This window comes from Paenibacillus sp. CB74, assembly GCF_055687625.1.
The window spans coordinates 5,295,785-5,313,659 of sequence record NZ_CM146009.1 but is presented as its reverse complement, the minus strand read 5'-3'; the positions used below and the strand labels follow the sequence as shown (position 1 = coordinate 5,313,659).

Sequence of the window (17,875 nt, the reverse complement as noted above, 5' to 3'; positions counted from 1 at the left end):
GGCGCACATTATATATGTACAGGATGGTTATTTCATGAATCATAAAATTAAATCAAGTAGAGCCCCTTTATATGAAGCGTTGCTTGCGTATCGTGATTCGAAGCAGCGTTCTTTTCATGTGCCTGGGCATAAGAATGGACAAGCTTACCGACATTTGCTGAAACCAGCAGAAGCAGGACAATCTCCCGTTAAGGATATTGTTAATGAGGAACTCCGGCATAACGGAGATATTCAGAGCGAAGCGGGAAGAAATGTAAATAGAAGGATAGAGCAACTTAGTTTAGTGGAGAACGATGGGGATGCCATAGGGAATGGGGAACGACTCAGCGATGAAGCGACTCATTCGCAGACAGGATTAGTACCGGATCGTTCATTCCTGGAGATGATGGAGATGGATGTTACAGAGATTACGGGCACCGACGATTTGCATCATGCGGAAGGTGTGATCCAGGAAGCACAGGAGCTTGCGGCAGATTGTTTTGGTGCAGAGGAGAGTTTCTTCCTTGTGGGGGGAAGTACGGCTGGTAATCTGTCCTTACTTCTTACTGTGTGTGATGAGCCGAACAGTATTGTGCTGGTTCAGCGGAATGTACATAAATCCGTTATTCACGGGTTAATGCTAGCCGACGCAAGAGCTGTATTTCTGGAGCCGTGGGTCGATCCAGCGTCTGGACTTGCGGTCATGCCGTCGGTTGAGACGGTTCAGGCTGCTGTCCAGTCCTATCCTGAGGCAAAGGGCGTACTTGTCACTTTGCCCAATTACTACGGCATGGGCGCTGATCTGACGCCCATTGCCGAGGTATGCCACGTTGCTGGCATGCCATTGCTCGTAGATGAAGCGCATGGCGCGCATTATGGGCAGCATCCGGAGCTGCCTGTTTCTGCACTGTCATGCGGAGCAGACGGTGTCGTGCAGTCGACGCATAAGATGCTGTCGGCCTTCACCATGGGTGCGATGCTGCACATCCAGGGACCACGGTTAAACCGGTCCCTGTTAAGGCAGCGCCTGTCCATGGTGCAAAGCTCAAGCCCATCATACCCGGTGATGGCTTCGCTTGATCTGGCGCGCCGGCTCCTGCACGTGCAGGGCGCGGACACATTCACGGCGGGGCTCGCCGCCGTGAACGCCTTTAAGCGCGGCCTCGCGGAGCTGCCGCGCTTCCAGTTGCTGCAGCCTGCACAGCCGCTGCAGCCAGAACCGCCAGCCGGAACAGCGAAGCCGGCTGGTATGTCCGTGTCCGCTGCGCAGCAGACACGGGAGGGCCTGCCCGCGGCGGCGATGCCATCTGCCGCGGGGTATACCGCGCAGGACCCATTCAAGGCCGTCATCTATGACGGCGCAGGGGTGCTGAGCGGTTATGGGCTACAGCAGCAGCTGGAAGCATGCGGCTGTGTGCCCGAGATGAGCGACGAACGGTACGTCGTCTTGCTCTTCAGCCTGGGCTCAACGGTGCAAGATGCTAAGCACCTGTTGCAGGCTTTACACCATATCAGCTCTGCCAATGGGCATGAGCAGGTCCAATCTAATGCAGAGACATCACATCAGCTCGTGAAAGATTCTGCGCATTATATTTCCACGTGGAACAATTTACAAGAAAACACTGGTTATTCCGAACCGATCTCCTTCACAATGCAACCAATTGTGGAGGCGGATACGATCTATGTCCCGATAGAAGAAAGTGCAGGCTGTCGATCTGCCGAGATGGTTACTCCATACCCTCCAGGGATTCCGCTTGTCTATCCAGGTGAACGTCTAAGTCCAACGATGGTGGATCGTATACAACTCCTGCGTAATGAAGGAGCGAAGTTTCACGGGGTATCAGATGCATCACTACAGGTATTAAAGGTCATGAAGGATTGATAAATACACATATGAAGTCTGAATTACATTTACCAACGGTAGTCTGTATGACCAATACGGTTAGTGATACCGGACCCTACACATGTGAGGGTCTCTTGGTCATTAATCTAGTTGCTATCTTCCAACTCAGGCATGCAATATGTTGAAGGATGTTAGGGTCCAACATTTTGAAGTCAAGGATTGCTGATCCTCGCGAATTGTCCAGGCGATATTCTAAGGAACCGGAGACTTGTTATTAACCCAAATCACCTAATAAACACGCTGTAAACGACTGGTTATTCCAATATAGCGTCTTTCAGATTCCTTAGATTGCTGCGGTGCGGGCGCTTCAAATCGCTGAATAAGTCGTCACAGGGTCGTTAGCGCTCCCGCTCCGTGCTCTGCTCCAGACACGTTCAGTTACGTTCCGCCTTTCAGCAGGTACGGAGACACGTTCTAGTTCAGCTTATACAGATAGACATAAGAAAGAAGGGAACACTTTGGGTATTCCGCTAAAAAAATATACAGGAATAGTCCTGCAAGTTTTGTTAATGTACGGTTTTTACTGGATTGGCAACCTCATTCAAACTCTATTACATCTGCCGTTAACAGGAAGTATTGTGGGTATGCTGGTTTTGTTCATTGCCATCCAACTGGGATGGGTCAAAATGAGCTGGGGAGAAGAAGGGTCAACGTGGCTTCAATCCCATTTGCAATTATTGTTCATTCCACCTACTGTGGGCATCATTAATCATTTTGATTTTTTTAGAGCTAACACATTATTATTAGTCCTTGGTTTGATCGTTAGCACATTAATCACATGTCTGATATCTGCCAAATTAAGTGAGTGGCTCATGATATGGAGATCGTCTCATACAGGTAAAAAGGAGGCGATCACTTGTCAGCATTCATCCTCGGAATTGGAATGATCGCGCTAACTATCGCTGTATATATTCCAGCCACTCGTCTATATAAAAGGCTGAAATGGCCGATACTTATGCCTGTACTCACAACGACTGCCATCCTGATCCTGATCTTGGTGATTTCCGGTATCAAGCTGGAAACGTATATGCTAGGTGGCAAATGGATACAGGAACTCTTGGGCCCAGCAGTTGTATCTCTCGCGTTTCCCTTGTCCAGACATCTGCATGTGCTGAAGCAAAATATCATTCCAATTGTGGGCGGAACGATCGGAGGCAGTATTACAGGGGTGTCCACAGGTGCTTTAATCGCCATTCTTCTGGGGTATCCTCAAGAGATGGTCATTGCTTTATTGCCAAAATCCGTGACGACTCCTGTTGCTATTCAACTTGCTAATCAGGTTGGAGGGAATGCCTCATTCACATCGCTGTTTGTGATGATTGCAGGATTCTCAGGGATATTACTGGGACCGATGCTCCTGAAATGGGCCAAAGTCCGCAGTAAACATGCCTACGGAATTGGATTGGGTTCAGCATCTCATGCCCTTGGCATGGCAAGGTCTGTTGAATATGGAGAGAATGCTGTAGCCCTCAGTTCAGTATCCATGATTGTAAGTGCCATTGCCGGATCAATGATGCTTCCATTATGGGTATGGATCATCTACGGTTGACGCTTTACTTTGTTGTTCATGTTGGAGTAACTGCTGACCTATAGTATTATAGAAAGAAACAAGCTTGTATGATCTTGGTGTTATTAATACGTAACGATATAGCTGTAGCTATACACCTCTGGGCGGGGGATATCATATCCTGTAGCAAGAGGGTCAAAGCATTTTCAATTACAGCAGCAATAGATGCAATTATCGACATAGAAAGCAGGGAAGCATATGCAGGGCAGAGGTAAATTCATTACGCTGGAAGGGGGAGAGGGTTCCGGTAAAACAACGATGATTGGTAGAATAGGTTCTTATTTTGAAGAACGGGGTATACCTTACGTAGTTACGCGAGAGCCTGGCGGAATTGAAATTGCGGAGAAAATACGTTCAATAATCCTGGACCCTCTTCATACGGCAATGGATGCTCGAACCGAAGCGCTATTGTATGCAGCTGCACGCAGCCAGCATCTGGCGGAGAAGGTAGAGCCTGCGCTGAAAGCTGGAAAAGCAGTCATCTGTGATCGATTTGTCGATAGCAGTCTGGTCTATCAAGGATATGCCCGGGGACTCGGGATAGAGAATGTATGGGCTATTAATCGCTTTGCGATCGGTGATCTTATGCCGGATGTGACCTTATATCTGGACATCGAGCCTGAATTGGGGCTTGCACGGATCGACGCTCATGATGGCCGCGAGGTGAACCGTCTGGATCTGGAGAATCTGGAGTTTCACCATAAAGTGCGAGAGGGTTATTTCCTATTAAAAGAGCAGTTCCCGGAACGAATCAGAGTTATTGATGCTTCCATGAAGCAGGAGGATGTCTTGGCAGCGATGATTTTGTCGCTGGAGACAGGGGTTTTGAAGGATTTTGACGAGTAATTGTCTAATATATAGACAGGGCATTTAATAAAGGTGCTTATTCTGAAGGAGGTTATGCAGGATGAAACTGATTGTTGCGATTATACAGGATAAAGACAGCAACCGATTATCCAGCGCATTGGTCAAAGCAAACTTTCGGGCAACGAAGTTGGCCAGTACGGGTGGATTTTTGAAGGCAGGCAACACGACGTTTATGATCGGTGTCGATGATGGTCAAGTCGAGTCCGTAATGAACGTCATTCGCAGCAGCTGTAAGGTTCGTGAACAGCTCGTGACTCCGGTCACACCGATGAGTGGAACAACCGACTCTTACCTGCCGCTACCTGTTGAAGTTCAAGTAGGTGGAGCTACTGTATTTGTTCTCCCGGTAGATCGCTTCGAACACTTCTAAACTTTTTGCATGAATCATCCCATGAGGGTCTTTCATGATCAATAGCATGTTGGAAACGATGGATGCAAGCAGATCTAAAAGAAGTTCGTGTGTGCCACCTATGGAACCGCCTTTCTTGACCAGAAGAATTGGCACACTCTTTCCGAATGAACATTTTCTAGCTGGGGAATGCTCATTCGGAAAGAGGTTGACTACAAACAACAAGTCCTTAATGGTGATGTATATCTACCATTTATATAGAGTGTGATCAGCATATATAGAAGCCTCATCCTCACGCACAGGCGCAACGCGCACTGTGCTGATGGGCGATTAGCTAACTTTGATAGAAAGCGGGCGTATCCATGAAAATCAATCCTGGATTCAGACCGATTCAGAGCGGGATCAGTTCTACTGATTCAGGCTCCAAACCGGTTCAATCCAAAAATTTCTCTGATATGATGAACCACCAGGGGGAACGGGCCTCACAAGCTGAACTGAATCGCCGGTTTAGTGAAATCCAGCTTCAAGGTGATCGCCTGGCACGTTCCATGACGATTCGTGAACTGAAGGCGTATAAGCAACTTGTTAAAAGGTTCCTGGAAGAGACCGTTCGTCGCGGTGTATCCATGAAAGAGACAAGGGGTTGGGATCGTCGTGGCAGAGGCAAGCGTTATAAGCTGATTGATGAAATTGACTCCGCTCTGTTATCCATGGCAGATGAATTGCTGGATACAGAAGAAGGAAAAATCTCTCTATTGCAACAAGTAGGCGAAATTCGGGGGATGCTTATTAATTTAAGCTTCTGAGGAGGAAGTATGTCCTTTCAACAGATTATGGGTCAACAAGCGGCCAAGCAAATGTTACAAAGCAGTTTGAGACGTCAGGCAATAAGCCACGCGTATTTATTTAGCGGTCCAGCGGGAAGCGGGCAACGGAAGACGGCAATTACCTTTGCCAAGGCAATATTCTGTACAGAGCTGGAAGATGACGCGTGCGGACAATGTCTTGAATGTCGTAAGGTGGAACATGGTAATCACCCGGATCTAACCATGCTTGCACCTGATGGAAACAATATTAAAATAGATCAAATTCGGGATCTGCAGCGTATCTTTTCATACCGATCAGAGGCAGGTCATCCCAAAGTATATATTATAGAACAAGCCGAGAAAATGACGGTGCAGGCAGCAAACAGTCTGTTGAAATTTCTGGAGGAACCGCAGGTACCGGCAGTTGGCATCCTGATTACAGATAATGGACAGGCCATGTTGCCTACGATTCGTTCACGCTCCCAATTGGTGCCGTTCAGTGCACTGAATCCGGAAGAGATGCTGCAATCACTAATTGAGGAAGGGCACCCTGCCAATCTGGCTCGCTCTGCCGTCCATTTAGCGTCAGGATTGGAAGCATGTAGAGAAATTCTCCAGCAGAATTGGTTTGCAGAAATTAGAAACGTAATGTTACAATTAGGGAAGGAGTCCCTGGGTAGAGGAAGTACATCATTGATCTCTGCACAGCAGAAGCTTTTTAAAACCGGACTCTCTGAACACCTGGACATGTTACTCAGTTTGTTCCATCTATGGTTTAGGGACATGCTGTATGTTCAGTACGGTAGGCATGAACATATCGTTTTTATAGATCAGTTAGACATGCTATCTCAGTTGGCACATACCCGCAGCACAGAACAGTGGGTTTCCTATATGGATCTGGCCGCAGCATGCAGAAAAAAATTGCGTTTTAACGTCAATGGCCAGCTTTGTCTGGAGCAATTTTTGATCGGTTTGGCATAAGACTGGGAGAGGGATAAGTTAGTTCCAATCATATGCAAACGGTTATAACTTCGGCCGGTTCCCTAAGAAGACGGGGCTTCAGACGAAGTGGGGTTGGCTTACAAGGGGGTTAATTTTTTGTACAGTGTAGTGGGTGTCCGTTTCAAAAAAGCGGGCAAAATTTATTACTTCGATCCCCTGGACCTTCCCATTGAGAAAGAAAACTGCGTTATCGTGGAGACAGCGCGGGGGGTAGAGTACGGTAAGGTTGTCGTTGGTAAGAAGGAAGTGGGCGAGTCCGATGTGGTGTTGCCGCTGAAGAAAGTCATCCGCGTTGCGGGCGAGACCGATGCCCGTGTGGTTGATGAAAATAAGCGTGCAGCGAAGGAAGCATTCGGTACTTGTTTAAATAAAATCAAAGACCATGGCCTCAAAATGAAGCTGGTCGATGTGGAATTTACGTTTGATCGCAATAAAATCATATTTTATTTTACAGCTGAAGGAAGAGTCGATTTCCGGGAGCTGGTCAAGGATCTGGCAAGCATATTCCGGACACGAATCGAGCTGAGACAGATTGGTGTACGTGATGAAGCGAAGATGCTTGGCGGTATCGGACCTTGCGGCCGTGTATTGTGTTGTTCTTCCTGGCTGGGAGACTTTGAGCCGGTATCAATCAAGATGGCTAAAGATCAGAGCCTGTCACTGAATCCGACGAAAATTTCAGGGTTGTGCGGAAGACTCATGTGCTGTCTGAAATTTGAGCATGATAACTATGAAAGTGTGAGAGAAGAACTGCCAGCTGTAGGCAAATTGGTCGTCACCTCATTGGGTGAAGGAAAAGTTGTCGGAATTAATGCCGGTAGCCGCACAGTCCATGTTCAACTGTTCGACATCAGTAAAGTCAAAGAACTTCCGCTGGATGACGTCGTTATCAAGTAAACCATAAAGGTTGCTTCGGGGTGGAAACTTGGAAAAGAAAAATCTGTTTACGCACATTCATGAAATGGAAACCCAACTGGGTCAGTTGCACGGTGATTTAGGAGAGTTAAAAATGATTGTGAAGGAGCTGCTTGAGGATAATCAGCGGCTTACCATCGAGAATGAGCAATTACGCAAATTGCTCAAACGTGAGGCTCCGGCAGATCTGCCAATCTCCTCAGCACTCGCTCCCGTAGCAAGACCAGCAGGTCCGGCTACAGGTGAAGACGTTGTGGGTGAAGGGTATGATAACCTGGCTCGGTTGTATCACGAAGGCTTCCATATCTGCAATGTCTATTATGGACATCTGCGGACGGAAGGCGATTGTCTGTTCTGCCTGTCTTTTTTGAATAAATGAAGTGACCGTAGGGATCCCCTACGGTTTTTTTTCAAGGTTACAAACCTAAACTTAACAAGCATGAGATATAGAGTACCGGAGGATGAGCGTACCATATGAAAGCAAATGAAGTCGTGTTGCATGAGTCAGAGCGGATTGATGATCTGCTCTCTCATGATTTAAGAATCATTCAAAGTGATGAAGTGTTCAGTTTTTCGATGGATGCGGTATTGTTAGCCCGATTTGCTTCCGTACCTAAACGCGGTCGTGTACTTGATTTGTGTACAGGTAACGGGGTAGTTCCCATTTTGCTTACAACGCGTACACAGGCTAGTCTGGAGGGAATCGAAATTCAGCCTCGTTTGGCGGATATGGCTCGTCGCAGCGTTCAATTAAATGCACTGGACGAATCGATTATGATTCGTGAAGGTGATTTGCGAGAATTGGTGAAAGAAACGGGACATGCTGTATATGATGCAATAACGGTAAACCCCCCTTATATGCCCCTGAATGGCAGTGACCTCAAAATGAACACACATCAGGCAATGGCACGTCATGAGATCGGGTGTACCTTGGAAGAAGTGATCCAGGCTTGCAGTCGACTTGTACGTAATGGCGGCAAAGTATCGATGGTTCATCGTCCACAGCGACTTGCAGAGATTATCTCGCTCATGCGTGAGTATAAGCTGGAGCCGAAACGAATTCGGATGGTACATCCCCGTGCTCATCTGGAAGCCAACATGGTATTAATTGAAGGCATGAAAGATGGTAAACCGGAAGTAAGGATGCTTCCTCCACTCATTGTCTACAATGAAGAGGGGAAATACTGCGAAGAGATTATGGATATTTACTATGGCCAGCAACATGCTGAGCGTACTACGAAAGGAGGACTATAGATGACTTTGCATATTCAGAAAAGCTATGCGGAGCAGCTTGAAGGATCAGGCAAGCTGTATCTGGTTGGAACACCCATTGGTAATCTGGAGGATATGACCTTCCGAGCCATCAAGACATTGCAGAGTTGTGACATCATTGCAGCAGAAGACACACGACAGACCCGGAAGCTACTCACTCATTTTGAAATTACACCTTCGATGCTGTTTAGTTATCATGAGCATAACAAGGGGGCAAGTGGACCTGAACTGATACGCTATATAATAGAAGGAAAAAATTTGGCACTCGTCAGTGATGCTGGTCTGCCAGCCATTTCAGACCCGGGATCCGACCTTGTACAGCTTGCACTGGAAGCCGGAATAACGGTCATTCCCATCCCTGGACCCAATGCTGCATTGTCTGCTCTGATCGTGTCCGGATTACCGACGGAGCGTTTTACATTCGGCGGTTTTTTGCCGCGGGAGAAAAAGGACATGCGAAAAGTGCTGGAGGCTTTTGACGAATCCAACGGGACTTTGTTATTTTATGAATCACCTCACCGTATTCGGAAAACATTAGTCCACCTCGAAGAAATTCTGGGTGATCGCTCCATTGTCCTGGCTCGTGAACTAACCAAGCGTCATGAGGAATTCGCAAGGGGTACTGTGAAGGAATGCATAGACTGGCTTGAAGAGCATCCACCTCTTGGCGAGTACTGTTTGCTGGTGGAAGGTATTAAGGAAGAGGAGCGTAAGGCTGAGCGCGAAGCATGGTGGCAGCTGATGTCACTGGCGGATCATGTCAGCCATTATGAGGGTGAAGGATATAACCGCAAAGATGCGATGAAAAAAACGGCAACGGATCGTGGTCTGACGAAGCGGGATGTATATAATGCGTTAATCGAGTAGCCAATCTAACTCAATATCTTCTGTTATGGGGAACATAACCTGAAAAGGACCTTATATTCAACATTCATGTAGTTTTTGGGTAATAGAACCCATAACAGGGCAAAAAAATACCTTCCGCGGTGGGGTTCACACCGGGAAGGCTATTAAGGAATATTAAAAAGGTTAGAAATAACAATTTAGATAAGTCCAGTATACCTGGTTTTTCTTATTTTGTCACAGGTGCAGGGATTTCGGAAATACATTCGTTACAAACAATTTTACCTTTGAAGTAAGTAACGTTCTCTGCATTACCACAGAAGATACAAGCAGGCTCATATTTTTTCAACATGATGCGCTCGCCGTCAACATAGATTTCCAGAGCATCTTTTTCACCAATACCGAGCGTACGGCGCAATTCGATTGGAATAACTACCCGTCCCAGTTCGTCCACTTTTCTTACAATACCTGTTGATTTCATCATTATAATCAGTGCTCCTCTCAGCTAACTATCATTGTCATTATTCGACATTATTTTATGTTTTATGATACTCATCATACCAACGATTCCCAAAACAGTCAACCTTAAAATTAGCTTAAAATTAAGGCTGTTTTTCACAAGGTTACTGGTGGTAAGGGATTGGCAGCCTTTTTTCGCATTTAAACAACAATGCCAAGTTTGTCGATTTGGAAAACGACAAAACTACGTTATTCGACAAAGTTCGTCATAACGTGTCGAATCTTAGGTGAATCGTGGAGCTCAAAGCGTTAATATAAAAGAAATTAAAGGAGTGAATCGACATGGAACAACGACTAACGGAAGAGAAAGTATTCAAAGATCCGGTACATAATTATATCCACGTGCAAGATCCGGTTATATGGCAGTTAATTAACACCCCGGAATTTCAGCGTTTACGCCGGATTCGCCAACTCGGTACTTCTTACCTTACTTTTCACGGAGCAGAACATAGCCGGTTCTCACATTCACTAGGTGTTTATGAAATTACACGCAAGATCATTTCTCAATTTGAAAGAAGTCATTATTCAGATTGGCCGAAGGAAGAAAAGATTGTAGCTCTGTGTGCAGCTCTGCTTCATGATCTCGGGCATGGTCCATTCTCTCACTCCATCGAGGAAGCTTTTGACATGAATCACGAAGATTGGACTTGTCGCATTATTACAGGTGATACCGAAGTAGGGGCGATCTTAAGACGGTATGCTCCTGATTTTCCTGAGAAAGTGGCATCTGTCATTCAAAAAACGTACGAAAAGCCGATTGTGGTGAACTTGGTGACCAGCCCGCTTGATGCAGACCGAATGGACTATTTGCTTAGGGATGCTTATTTTACAGGTGTAAATTACGGCACGATTGACCTTGATCGCATCCTTCGGATGCTGCGTCCCTATCATGGACGAATTGTAGTCAAGGAGTCAGGCATGCATGCTGTGGAGGATTACCTCATGTCTAGGTATCAGATGTATTGGCAGATTTACTTCCATCCGGTAACTCGTAGTTCTGAAATTCTATTGCGGCAAATATTCAAGCGAGCAAAAACACTCATACAGCATGATTTTCAATTTCGCTTCATGATTGATCCACTCCCTCAATTATTTGCAGGAGAATTATCCGTAGATGAATATTTGCAGTTGGATGAAGCATTAATTCAGACGGCATTTACACAGTGGCGAAAGGAGGACGATACTGTTCTGAGTGAGTTATGCGAACGTTTTATGGATCGCAAGTTATATAAGTATGTAGAGCTTGAACAGGTCGACTTGACAATAATAGAAGAGATTCGGGAAGCTTTTGTACAGGCAGGCCTTGATCCCGAATATGATCTTGAAATTGATTTTCCTTCCGATAATCCGTATGATGTTTTTCGTCCGGATGAATCCACGGATAAGCAGATTCTTCTTCTGGATCGACAGGACAATTTACGTGAGTTGTCAGAAGTATCTGACATTGTCCGTTCCATCAGCGGGCTTCACCGGGGGAAACATCATTTGTATTACCCGCAAAACAAGGTGGATGCGATTATTCATGAATTACCGTCACATATACGCCCCTATTTCTTGTAATCGTGTGGGTATAATCCAATGAAGAATTTAGATATCAAAAGACTTTCAAAAAGAGCTATTTTTCATGATACAGTAATCTGCTTTAATGGGGAGTATATGTAGATCGACATAATTTTGTAAATGCAAGTAGGCAAAGTTAGCACAATCAGCAATATGTAGATCAGAATATCCTTATATCTTCTATATATTGTAGTTGTGAAGAAACAAACGTAATGATGTAATATACAGATTGCCCAAAATGTTTTATGTATGAGTCATTGAAAAATTTGAATTTCACCAATTAAATTTTCAAAAGAAGATAGTCGTTATTTCGACATGAAGGGAGATACAGACATGATGCTGTTCGACACACATACACATCTGGATGCACCACAATTCGACGAGGACCGCGAGGACATGATTCAGCGTGCTGTGGATGCAGGAGTTGGTCGCATGATCAACATTGGCTTTAACCGGGAGACAATTCCAACGACAATGAAACTCGCTGAAACGTATGACTTTATATATGCAGCTGTAGGTTGGCATCCCGTAGATGCGATCACAATGCAGGAAGGGGATTTGGAGTGGATTGCATCTTTATGCAAGCATGAAAAAGTGGTGGCAATCGGTGAGATTGGATTGGATTATCACTGGGATACTTCACCGAAGGAAATACAGCATCGCGTATTACGACAACAAATTGCCTTAGCGCGTGAAGTGAACATGCCGATTGTCATCCATAATCGGGATGCACATGAGGATATCATAAGAATTTTGCGTGAAGAGAAGGCGAGTGAAGTTGGTGGTGTGATGCATTCGTTCTCGGGCAGCTGGGAAACAGCAAAAAGTTGTCTCGATATGGGTTTCCATCTCTCCTTCGGAGGACCGATTACATTCAAAAACGCAAAGCAACCCAAAGAGGTGCTGGCGAAGGTTCCGATGGACCGATTTTTCATTGAAACCGATGCTCCGTATTTGACACCTCACCCTTATCGCGGGAAACGAAATGAGACAGCGCATGTACGTCTGGTTGCAGAGGCAGCTGCGGAAATTAAAGGCATTTCGGTGGAGGAAATTGCTGCAATAACCACCAAAAATGCCATGGAACGATTTGGAATTCGTTAAAAAAACGAGCAAATGAGGTGAAAAAGGCAGGTAAGCGGAGTTAATTTGCCCTTTGATCCAAATAAATCAAGAATATTACAATATTTTAACCAAATATTCAGAAAAACGTACTTGATCAACGCTTTACAACATGCATCAAAACAGGATATCATCTTTTCAGTGAATTGTTGTGCGGAAAATTGGACAGATGTTCGGGGGATGAACAAAGGGACACTTTCCGATGAAACAACATTACTTTCATGAATCAGTCTCGCTGAGTCTCCGTTAACGGAGAGCGGGGGAACCAATAGGGCTTAAACATCGGTGTATTTGGCCGATGCGCAACGTTCGCTGACCCAAAAGCAGCGAAGGGAACTGCGAAGCCGTATTTGATTTCTTCTTTGGGTCTCGGGGTGAATTCAAGGGCGTCCGCCATGAGCGGGTGACCCAAGATAGGGCGGCTCTCTTTCGCCCGAACCCGACAGCTAACCTCGCAAGCGGAAAAAGAGAGGCAACCTCGTGCATGAATTTCCGATATTCAAAATCATTCGGAAGCCACGAAAGAGTTCCTCTTACACTCTTTCTTTGGCTTTTTTGTTTTTGAATAAAAGAAATGTTGTCATCATACGGTAGGTATTCAGGAGGATGACATCATGTTGCGAAGATTGATTCATGGTGCAGAACCGATCAGTTGGTCCGATCTGTGTTCTGTAGAAAATTTGGTATAGTCACGTCAAAGACATCATGCGTTACTTTAGACGGCGAGGCTATGAAGGAGGACGGAGAAGTGGGCACATTCCAACCAGAAGAGACCCATGAGTCACGATCATCCAGTAAGTCTTTCGCGTTGCGGTGGAAGCATGAGAACATGCGTCAAATGGCATTGATCGCGATTTTCTCAATTGCGCTTACAATCATGATCTTGTTAGTCGTTTACGGTCAGGCCGGGAAACAAATTTCACTGGTTATTGATGGCAAAGCTCAGGTGGTAGAGACTCGTACAGGAATGCTTCAGGAAATGCTGGAGGAGCAGTCGATCACAGTCAGCCCTCACGACAAGGTATCCATGTCCATGAACGGGGCGATTACAGATGGAGACCGAATCGTTATTGAGCGGGCCGTTCCAGTTAACATTACGGCAGACGGAGACACCAAGACTCTGTATACAACGGATTCATCCGTAGAAGATGCAATTCAAAAATCAGGTATTCAAGTTGAAAGTAATGATAAGGTGTATCCGGCGCTTGGAACTGCGATCAAAGCAGATATGAAGATCCGTGTAGTGCGCGTAACAAAGCGTACAGTGGATGTAGAACAATCAATCGCTTACAAAGTAATTAAAACGGCTGACCCTAGCTTGTACAAAGGGGATAACCGTGTCGTTGTGAACGGCAAAGAAGGCACACTTGTACAGCACATCGAAAAGGTATTTCAGGATGGAGAATTGGTCTCCAAAAAAATGGTCGGCAAATCTGTCGCGAATAATCGTGTAGATAAAGTGATTGCTGTCGGCACCAAAGCAAAACCTGTTGTGAAAAAACCAGAGATTCAGACCGTATCAGCTCAAACTTCAACAACGAAGAAGGCTACAGCAACGAACTCGAAGAAAACATCTGCCTCGGGCAGCAAAGTGATTACCGTATCCGGGACTTCTTTTAAATACTCCAAAGTACTTAAGAATGTATCCATGACTGCCTACTCTTCCGAAGAGCCTGGCATTGGAACCAAAACAGCTTCCGGTACTCGTGTAACGGAAGGGCGCACCATTGCGGTTGATCCCAAAGTCATTCCAATTGGCTGGTGGGTATATATCGAAGGTCTGGGATTCCGTCGTGCGGAAGATACAGGCGGTGCCATTAAAGGCAACAAAATTGACGTATATTATGACAGTGTGAAGCATGCCCTGAATTTTGGACGCAAGAAAGGCAAGACGGTCTACGTGATCGGTCCGGTGAAGCCGGAAGCGAACTAAAATCGTTTTACTTTGAAATGGGAATGCTATAAAATAGTTGCATGAATGATTCATGCGGAATATGCAGCGGAGGGGTCTGAATTCAGTCTCCCCCGCCGTTTGGCAGAGAAGAGGATATTCCTCTTCTTTTTGCGTTAGAAAGGAAGAAATGGAACATGATAAAAGAAGTCATTGTGGTGGAAGGCCGTGATGATACGGTAGCCATCCGTCGGGCCGTGGAAGCCGATACCATAGAAACAGGTGGATCAGCCATTAACCAACGCATTCTGAAGCGGATTGCGCTTGCTCAGGAGAGACGGGGAGTCATTGTACTGACAGATCCGGATCATGCCGGCGAACGCATTCGTAAAATCATTGCGAATAAGGTGCCTGGCTGCAAACATGCTTTCATTCCGGAAGCCGATGCCACACGCAAAGGGGATATTGGGGTGGAGAATGCCTCACCGGAGGCGATCCGTCATGCTCTTGCACGCGTACATACTTCATACGAAGGCGCTCCTAGCCTGATCGATTGGGAGGACCTGATCGCGGCAGGACTTATTGTGCATCCGCAGGCTGCTGCACGTCGCATGGAGATGGGCAATCTGCTGGGTATCGGATATTGTAACGGTAAGCAGTTCCACAAACGTCTCGGTGTATTTCAGATTACACGGGAAGAGTTCTCTACAGCATTAGCGCAAATTGAACGTGAAGGATTGTGAGCATATGAAGGATATGGAAGAGACGATAGAAATTGCAACGCCCAAGCGAACCAAAGAAATTATTCAAAGACACGGATTCTCATTTAAGAAAAGTCTAGGTCAGAACTTTTTGATCGATCAAAATATACTGAACAAAATTGTTAATGCAGCCGATTTGGACGAGTCCAAGGGCGCTTTAGAGATCGGACCGGGTATTGGAGCCCTTACGGAACGATTGGCCCGGGTAGCGGGTCCTGTCACAGCCGTAGAGATTGATCAGCGCTTGATTCCCATTCTGGGAGAAGTGATGCAGCCTTATCCGAATGTACGTGTGCATCATGGTGATGTGCTGAAGCTTGATCTGGCTGAACTGTTCCAAAGCGATTTTGCATCGGTGGACAAAGTCAGTGTTGTGGCTAACCTGCCTTATTATGTAACGACTCCAATTATGATGAAACTGTTGGAAGAGAAGCTGCCAGTGGACAGCATTGTTGTCATGATCCAAAAAGAAGTGGCTGAACGCATGGCTGCTGCACCGGGATCGAAAGACTACGGCAGTCTGAGCATCGCAGTTCAGTACTACAGTATTCCTGAGCTTGTGTGTATTGTGCCACCGACGGTCTTCATTCCCCAACCTAATGTGGAATCAGCTGTCATTAAGCTGAAGGTGCGTGAGCAACCACCAGTTGAGATTCCCGATGAAGCACACTACTTCGAAGTGGTACAGGCTTCTTTTGCCCAACGGAGAAAAACAATCTCGAACAACCTGAAGGCTCGTTTCTTCACAAAGGAGAACCGGGAACAGGCAGACATTCTGCTGGAGCAGGCAGGTATCCAACCATCCCGACGCGGAGAGACGTTAAGTCTGCAGGAGTATGCTACACTCAGCACCGTAATGTGGGAAGCAGGGGTACGCGCAGCATTATAAAATTCGAATGAACCAAACCGGGTCTCTGCCCATACGATGGGGTAGAGGTGATTACGTTGATGAATATCGGAGACTTGGTCGTTCGGAAGTCATACGGCGGCGATGTGACTTTTCGGGTGGAAGGCCTTCAGTTGGATGCTGCGGTCATTAAAGGGACTGAGTTCCGGCTGCTTGCCGATTCCCCAGTGGACGATTTGATACAGGTTCCTTACGAACCGCAAAGCGCCAAGACCAGACAGGCGCATATTAAAGCACATCAGACCCTTTCCCGCCTGCAACAGATTCGTATGGAACAGGCTGAGCGGAATCGTGAAGGTCTGGTACAGGACTGGTCTGCTCAACAGGAGCCGGCTTATTTTGAAATGCCGGGAAAGGTGCTTCATCTGGATGGTGATCCGAACTATTTGAAAAAAAGTATGGATCTCTATGAGCAACTTCGTGTTCCCGCAGAGGGACAATACGTTCATGAATCGGCAATGGCAGATACCTTATACCGTTTATTACCCAAAGTACGTCCAGATATCGTGGTCATTACGGGTCATGACGGGGTGTTAAAGACACGTCAGCCCTATGACTTATATAGTCTTGGTAGTTATAAGAACTCGCAAAATTTTGTAGCGGCCATTCAGGTGGCCAGACAATATGAACGCCATCTGGATGCACTCACTATTGTGGCAGGGGCCTGTCAGTCCCATTTTGAGGCACTGCTGCGCGCTGGAGCGAACTTTGCCAGTTCTCCAGGCAGAATCCTCATTCATGCACTTGACCCGGTCTACGTGGCAGCCAAGGCTTCCTTCACATCGGTACGGGAAACGGTCAACATGAATGACGTGCTGCACAATACGATCAGTGGTAGCCAAGGTGTGGGTGGTGTCGAGACACGGGGGAGCTACCGGGTAGGCCTGCCGGGGCTGAATGATTTATCTACGCTAAAAGTGAACCCATCGGCAGTCTGATGTAGGCCATTTAAAGTCCCAATTTGGGGCTTTTTTTGTTTGCAAAAAAATTCATTGACAACAACTTTTTGATGCTGATATAATAATTAGTTTTGATTTGACAATGACTGTAAAATCCGGTATAATGGACAAGAAAAGAGGTGGTCGTCGACAATGGCTAAAAACACGCTGTTGGATATCAAACGCAATCTCGATGCACATATTGGTCAGAAGATTATGCTGCGGGCTAATGGTGGCCGCCGTAAGACCATTGAGCGTACGGGTGTATTGGAAGAAACGTACCCTTCTGTTTTTATTGTTAAGCTTGATGAAGAGCAAGAAACCTTCAAGCGAGTATCTTATAGTTATGCGGATATACTTACGGAATCGGTGGAAGTCATGGTTTTTGACCCGGGCAGCCAGACGCATAGCTCCTATATGGAGACGTAAGTATCGTTGTACAGGCGATTCGCCCTTTGGGTGGATCGCTTTTTTATGTCTACAAAATCACCCATTTATCTTCTATGGTAACCCATACATACGCAGGAATGAGTGAGGGGTGGTCGCGGCATACTATATGGACAGGTGAAGGGCAGTTCCTTAAGCAATGGAGGAAACTTCAATTGGCCTGATGCAAGATGTCCAAAACGTGAACGAACTCATTACATTATGATGGATACTTTGGAGGAGGATGG

General features: G+C 46.2%; 19 protein-coding genes and 1 riboswitch. Of the genes, 18 read left to right on the top strand and 1 reads right to left on the bottom strand.

Translation table 11 applies throughout. The features are described 5' to 3' along the window. Nucleotides 1-34 precede the first annotated feature (34 nt). From ACX9NY_RS23595 to rsmI, 11 genes are all read left to right on the top strand, one after another. The gene (locus tag ACX9NY_RS23595) at nucleotides 35-1,861 is read left to right on the top strand and encodes an aminotransferase class I/II-fold pyridoxal phosphate-dependent enzyme (RefSeq protein WP_472475372.1); all 1,827 of its coding nucleotides are present in this window, start codon (nucleotides 35-37) and stop codon (nucleotides 1,859-1,861) included. 479 nt (nucleotides 1,862-2,340) lie between these two features. Further along, entirely contained in the window at nucleotides 2,341-2,769 is a 429-nt protein-coding gene (locus ACX9NY_RS23590; protein ID WP_472475370.1) for a CidA/LrgA family protein, read from the top strand. Then, nucleotides 2,739-3,431 (top strand): LrgB family protein, encoded by a 693-nt coding sequence (locus ACX9NY_RS23585; protein ID WP_339258157.1) that lies wholly within the window; start codon nucleotides 2,739-2,741, stop codon nucleotides 3,429-3,431. Before ACX9NY_RS23590 ends, ACX9NY_RS23585 begins: the two co-directional genes overlap by 31 nt. A 216-nt stretch (nucleotides 3,432-3,647) precedes the next feature. Continuing rightward, nucleotides 3,648-4,295, top strand: a complete 648-nt coding sequence (gene tmk / locus ACX9NY_RS23580; protein WP_339258159.1) for a dTMP kinase — start codon at nucleotides 3,648-3,650, stop codon at nucleotides 4,293-4,295. A gap of 61 nt (nucleotides 4,296-4,356) precedes the next feature. Beyond that, complete coding sequence (locus tag ACX9NY_RS23575; RefSeq protein WP_017691391.1) at nucleotides 4,357-4,686, top strand: cyclic-di-AMP receptor; 330 nt, start codon at nucleotides 4,357-4,359, stop codon at nucleotides 4,684-4,686. Between the two features lie 341 nt (nucleotides 4,687-5,027). Beyond that, nucleotides 5,028-5,471, top strand: coding sequence for a YaaR family protein (locus ACX9NY_RS23570; RefSeq protein ID WP_017691389.1), 444 nt, complete (start codon nucleotides 5,028-5,030; stop codon nucleotides 5,469-5,471). Between the two features lie 9 nt (nucleotides 5,472-5,480). Then, nucleotides 5,481-6,452 carry a DNA polymerase III subunit delta' gene (holB, locus tag ACX9NY_RS23565; protein WP_339258161.1) on the top strand — a complete coding sequence of 324 codons (972 nt, stop codon included), beginning with the start codon at nucleotides 5,481-5,483 and terminating at the stop codon, nucleotides 6,450-6,452. 117 nt (nucleotides 6,453-6,569) lie between these two features. After that, nucleotides 6,570-7,370, top strand: coding sequence for a PSP1 domain-containing protein (locus ACX9NY_RS23560; protein ID WP_053778939.1), 801 nt, complete (start codon nucleotides 6,570-6,572; stop codon nucleotides 7,368-7,370). 28 nt (nucleotides 7,371-7,398) lie between these two features. Further along, a complete protein-coding gene (yabA, locus tag ACX9NY_RS23555) occupies nucleotides 7,399-7,767 on the top strand; it encodes a DNA replication initiation control protein YabA (protein WP_017691386.1) in 369 nt (122 codons plus the stop codon). A gap of 95 nt (nucleotides 7,768-7,862) precedes the next feature. Next, nucleotides 7,863-8,642, top strand: a complete 780-nt coding sequence (locus tag ACX9NY_RS23550; protein WP_074092913.1) for a tRNA1(Val) (adenine(37)-N6)-methyltransferase — start codon at nucleotides 7,863-7,865, stop codon at nucleotides 8,640-8,642. Further along, nucleotides 8,643-9,527: a 16S rRNA (cytidine(1402)-2'-O)-methyltransferase gene (gene rsmI / locus ACX9NY_RS23545; protein WP_253428872.1), complete on the top strand. Its 885-nt coding sequence runs from the start codon at nucleotides 8,643-8,645 to the stop codon at nucleotides 9,525-9,527. 205 nt (nucleotides 9,528-9,732) lie between these two features. On the opposite strand, the gene ACX9NY_RS23540 is transcribed toward rsmI, so the two are convergent. Then, nucleotides 9,733-9,987, bottom strand: a complete 255-nt coding sequence (locus ACX9NY_RS23540; RefSeq protein WP_024633700.1) for an AbrB/MazE/SpoVT family DNA-binding domain-containing protein — start codon at nucleotides 9,985-9,987, stop codon at nucleotides 9,733-9,735. A 317-nt stretch (nucleotides 9,988-10,304) separates the two neighbouring features. On the opposite strand from ACX9NY_RS23540, the gene ACX9NY_RS23535 reads away from it, so the two are divergent. The 7 genes from ACX9NY_RS23535 (at nucleotide 10,305) to veg (ending at nucleotide 17,630) form a co-directional block, all read left to right on the top strand. Beyond that, nucleotides 10,305-11,582, top strand: a complete 1,278-nt coding sequence (locus ACX9NY_RS23535) for an HD domain-containing protein (RefSeq protein WP_339238919.1) — start codon at nucleotides 10,305-10,307, stop codon at nucleotides 11,580-11,582. A 333-nt stretch (nucleotides 11,583-11,915) separates the two neighbouring features. Continuing rightward, nucleotides 11,916-12,686, top strand: coding sequence for a TatD family hydrolase (locus tag ACX9NY_RS23530; RefSeq protein ID WP_339238920.1), 771 nt, complete (start codon nucleotides 11,916-11,918; stop codon nucleotides 12,684-12,686). Nucleotides 12,687-12,927: 241 nt separating this feature from the next. Next, nucleotides 12,928-13,181: riboswitch (cyclic di-AMP (ydaO/yuaA leader) on the top strand. 271 nt (nucleotides 13,182-13,452) lie between these two features. After that, the gene (locus ACX9NY_RS23525; protein WP_472475358.1) at nucleotides 13,453-14,637 is read left to right on the top strand and encodes a ubiquitin-like domain-containing protein; all 1,185 of its coding nucleotides are present in this window, start codon (nucleotides 13,453-13,455) and stop codon (nucleotides 14,635-14,637) included. A gap of 155 nt (nucleotides 14,638-14,792) precedes the next feature. Further along, a complete protein-coding gene (gene rnmV / locus ACX9NY_RS23520) occupies nucleotides 14,793-15,338 on the top strand; it encodes a ribonuclease M5 (RefSeq protein WP_150364162.1) in 546 nt (181 codons plus the stop codon). Between the two features lie 4 nt (nucleotides 15,339-15,342). Then, nucleotides 15,343-16,245, top strand: a complete 903-nt coding sequence (gene rsmA / locus ACX9NY_RS23515; RefSeq protein ID WP_339238924.1) for a 16S rRNA (adenine(1518)-N(6)/adenine(1519)-N(6))-dimethyltransferase RsmA — start codon at nucleotides 15,343-15,345, stop codon at nucleotides 16,243-16,245. A gap of 59 nt (nucleotides 16,246-16,304) precedes the next feature. Continuing rightward, a complete protein-coding gene (yabG, locus tag ACX9NY_RS23510) occupies nucleotides 16,305-17,201 on the top strand; it encodes a sporulation peptidase YabG (protein ID WP_339238925.1) in 897 nt (298 codons plus the stop codon). 153 nt (nucleotides 17,202-17,354) lie between these two features. Continuing rightward, nucleotides 17,355-17,630, top strand: a complete 276-nt coding sequence (gene veg, locus ACX9NY_RS23505; protein WP_053778931.1) for a biofilm formation stimulator Veg — start codon at nucleotides 17,355-17,357, stop codon at nucleotides 17,628-17,630. Nucleotides 17,631-17,875 lie beyond the last annotated feature (245 nt).

What these genes read in the sequence shown, in the direction of transcription:
- rsmI (WP_253428872.1), top strand. Translation starts at nt 8,643, where the DNA reads ATGACTTTGCATATTCAGAAAAGCTATGCGGAGCAGCTTGAAGGATCA.
- ACX9NY_RS23540 (WP_024633700.1), bottom strand. Translation starts at nt 9,987, where the DNA reads ATGATGAAATCAACAGGTATTGTAAGAAAAGTGGACGAACTGGGACGG.
- ACX9NY_RS23575 (WP_017691391.1), top strand. Translation starts at nt 4,357, where the DNA reads ATGAAACTGATTGTTGCGATTATACAGGATAAAGACAGCAACCGATTA.
- ACX9NY_RS23570 (WP_017691389.1), top strand. Translation starts at nt 5,028, where the DNA reads ATGAAAATCAATCCTGGATTCAGACCGATTCAGAGCGGGATCAGTTCT.
- veg (WP_053778931.1), top strand. Translation starts at nt 17,355, where the DNA reads ATGGCTAAAAACACGCTGTTGGATATCAAACGCAATCTCGATGCACAT.
- ACX9NY_RS23530 (WP_339238920.1), top strand. Translation starts at nt 11,916, where the DNA reads ATGATGCTGTTCGACACACATACACATCTGGATGCACCACAATTCGAC.
- rnmV (WP_150364162.1), top strand. Translation starts at nt 14,793, where the DNA reads ATGATAAAAGAAGTCATTGTGGTGGAAGGCCGTGATGATACGGTAGCC.
- tmk (WP_339258159.1), top strand. Translation starts at nt 3,648, where the DNA reads ATGCAGGGCAGAGGTAAATTCATTACGCTGGAAGGGGGAGAGGGTTCC.
- rsmA (WP_339238924.1), top strand. Translation starts at nt 15,343, where the DNA reads ATGAAGGATATGGAAGAGACGATAGAAATTGCAACGCCCAAGCGAACC.
- ACX9NY_RS23550 (WP_074092913.1), top strand. Translation starts at nt 7,863, where the DNA reads ATGAAAGCAAATGAAGTCGTGTTGCATGAGTCAGAGCGGATTGATGAT.
- ACX9NY_RS23535 (WP_339238919.1), top strand. Translation starts at nt 10,305, where the DNA reads ATGGAACAACGACTAACGGAAGAGAAAGTATTCAAAGATCCGGTACAT.
- yabG (WP_339238925.1), top strand. Translation starts at nt 16,305, where the DNA reads ATGAATATCGGAGACTTGGTCGTTCGGAAGTCATACGGCGGCGATGTG.
- ACX9NY_RS23595 (WP_472475372.1), top strand. Translation starts at nt 35, where the DNA reads ATGAATCATAAAATTAAATCAAGTAGAGCCCCTTTATATGAAGCGTTG.
- holB (WP_339258161.1), top strand. Translation starts at nt 5,481, where the DNA reads ATGTCCTTTCAACAGATTATGGGTCAACAAGCGGCCAAGCAAATGTTA.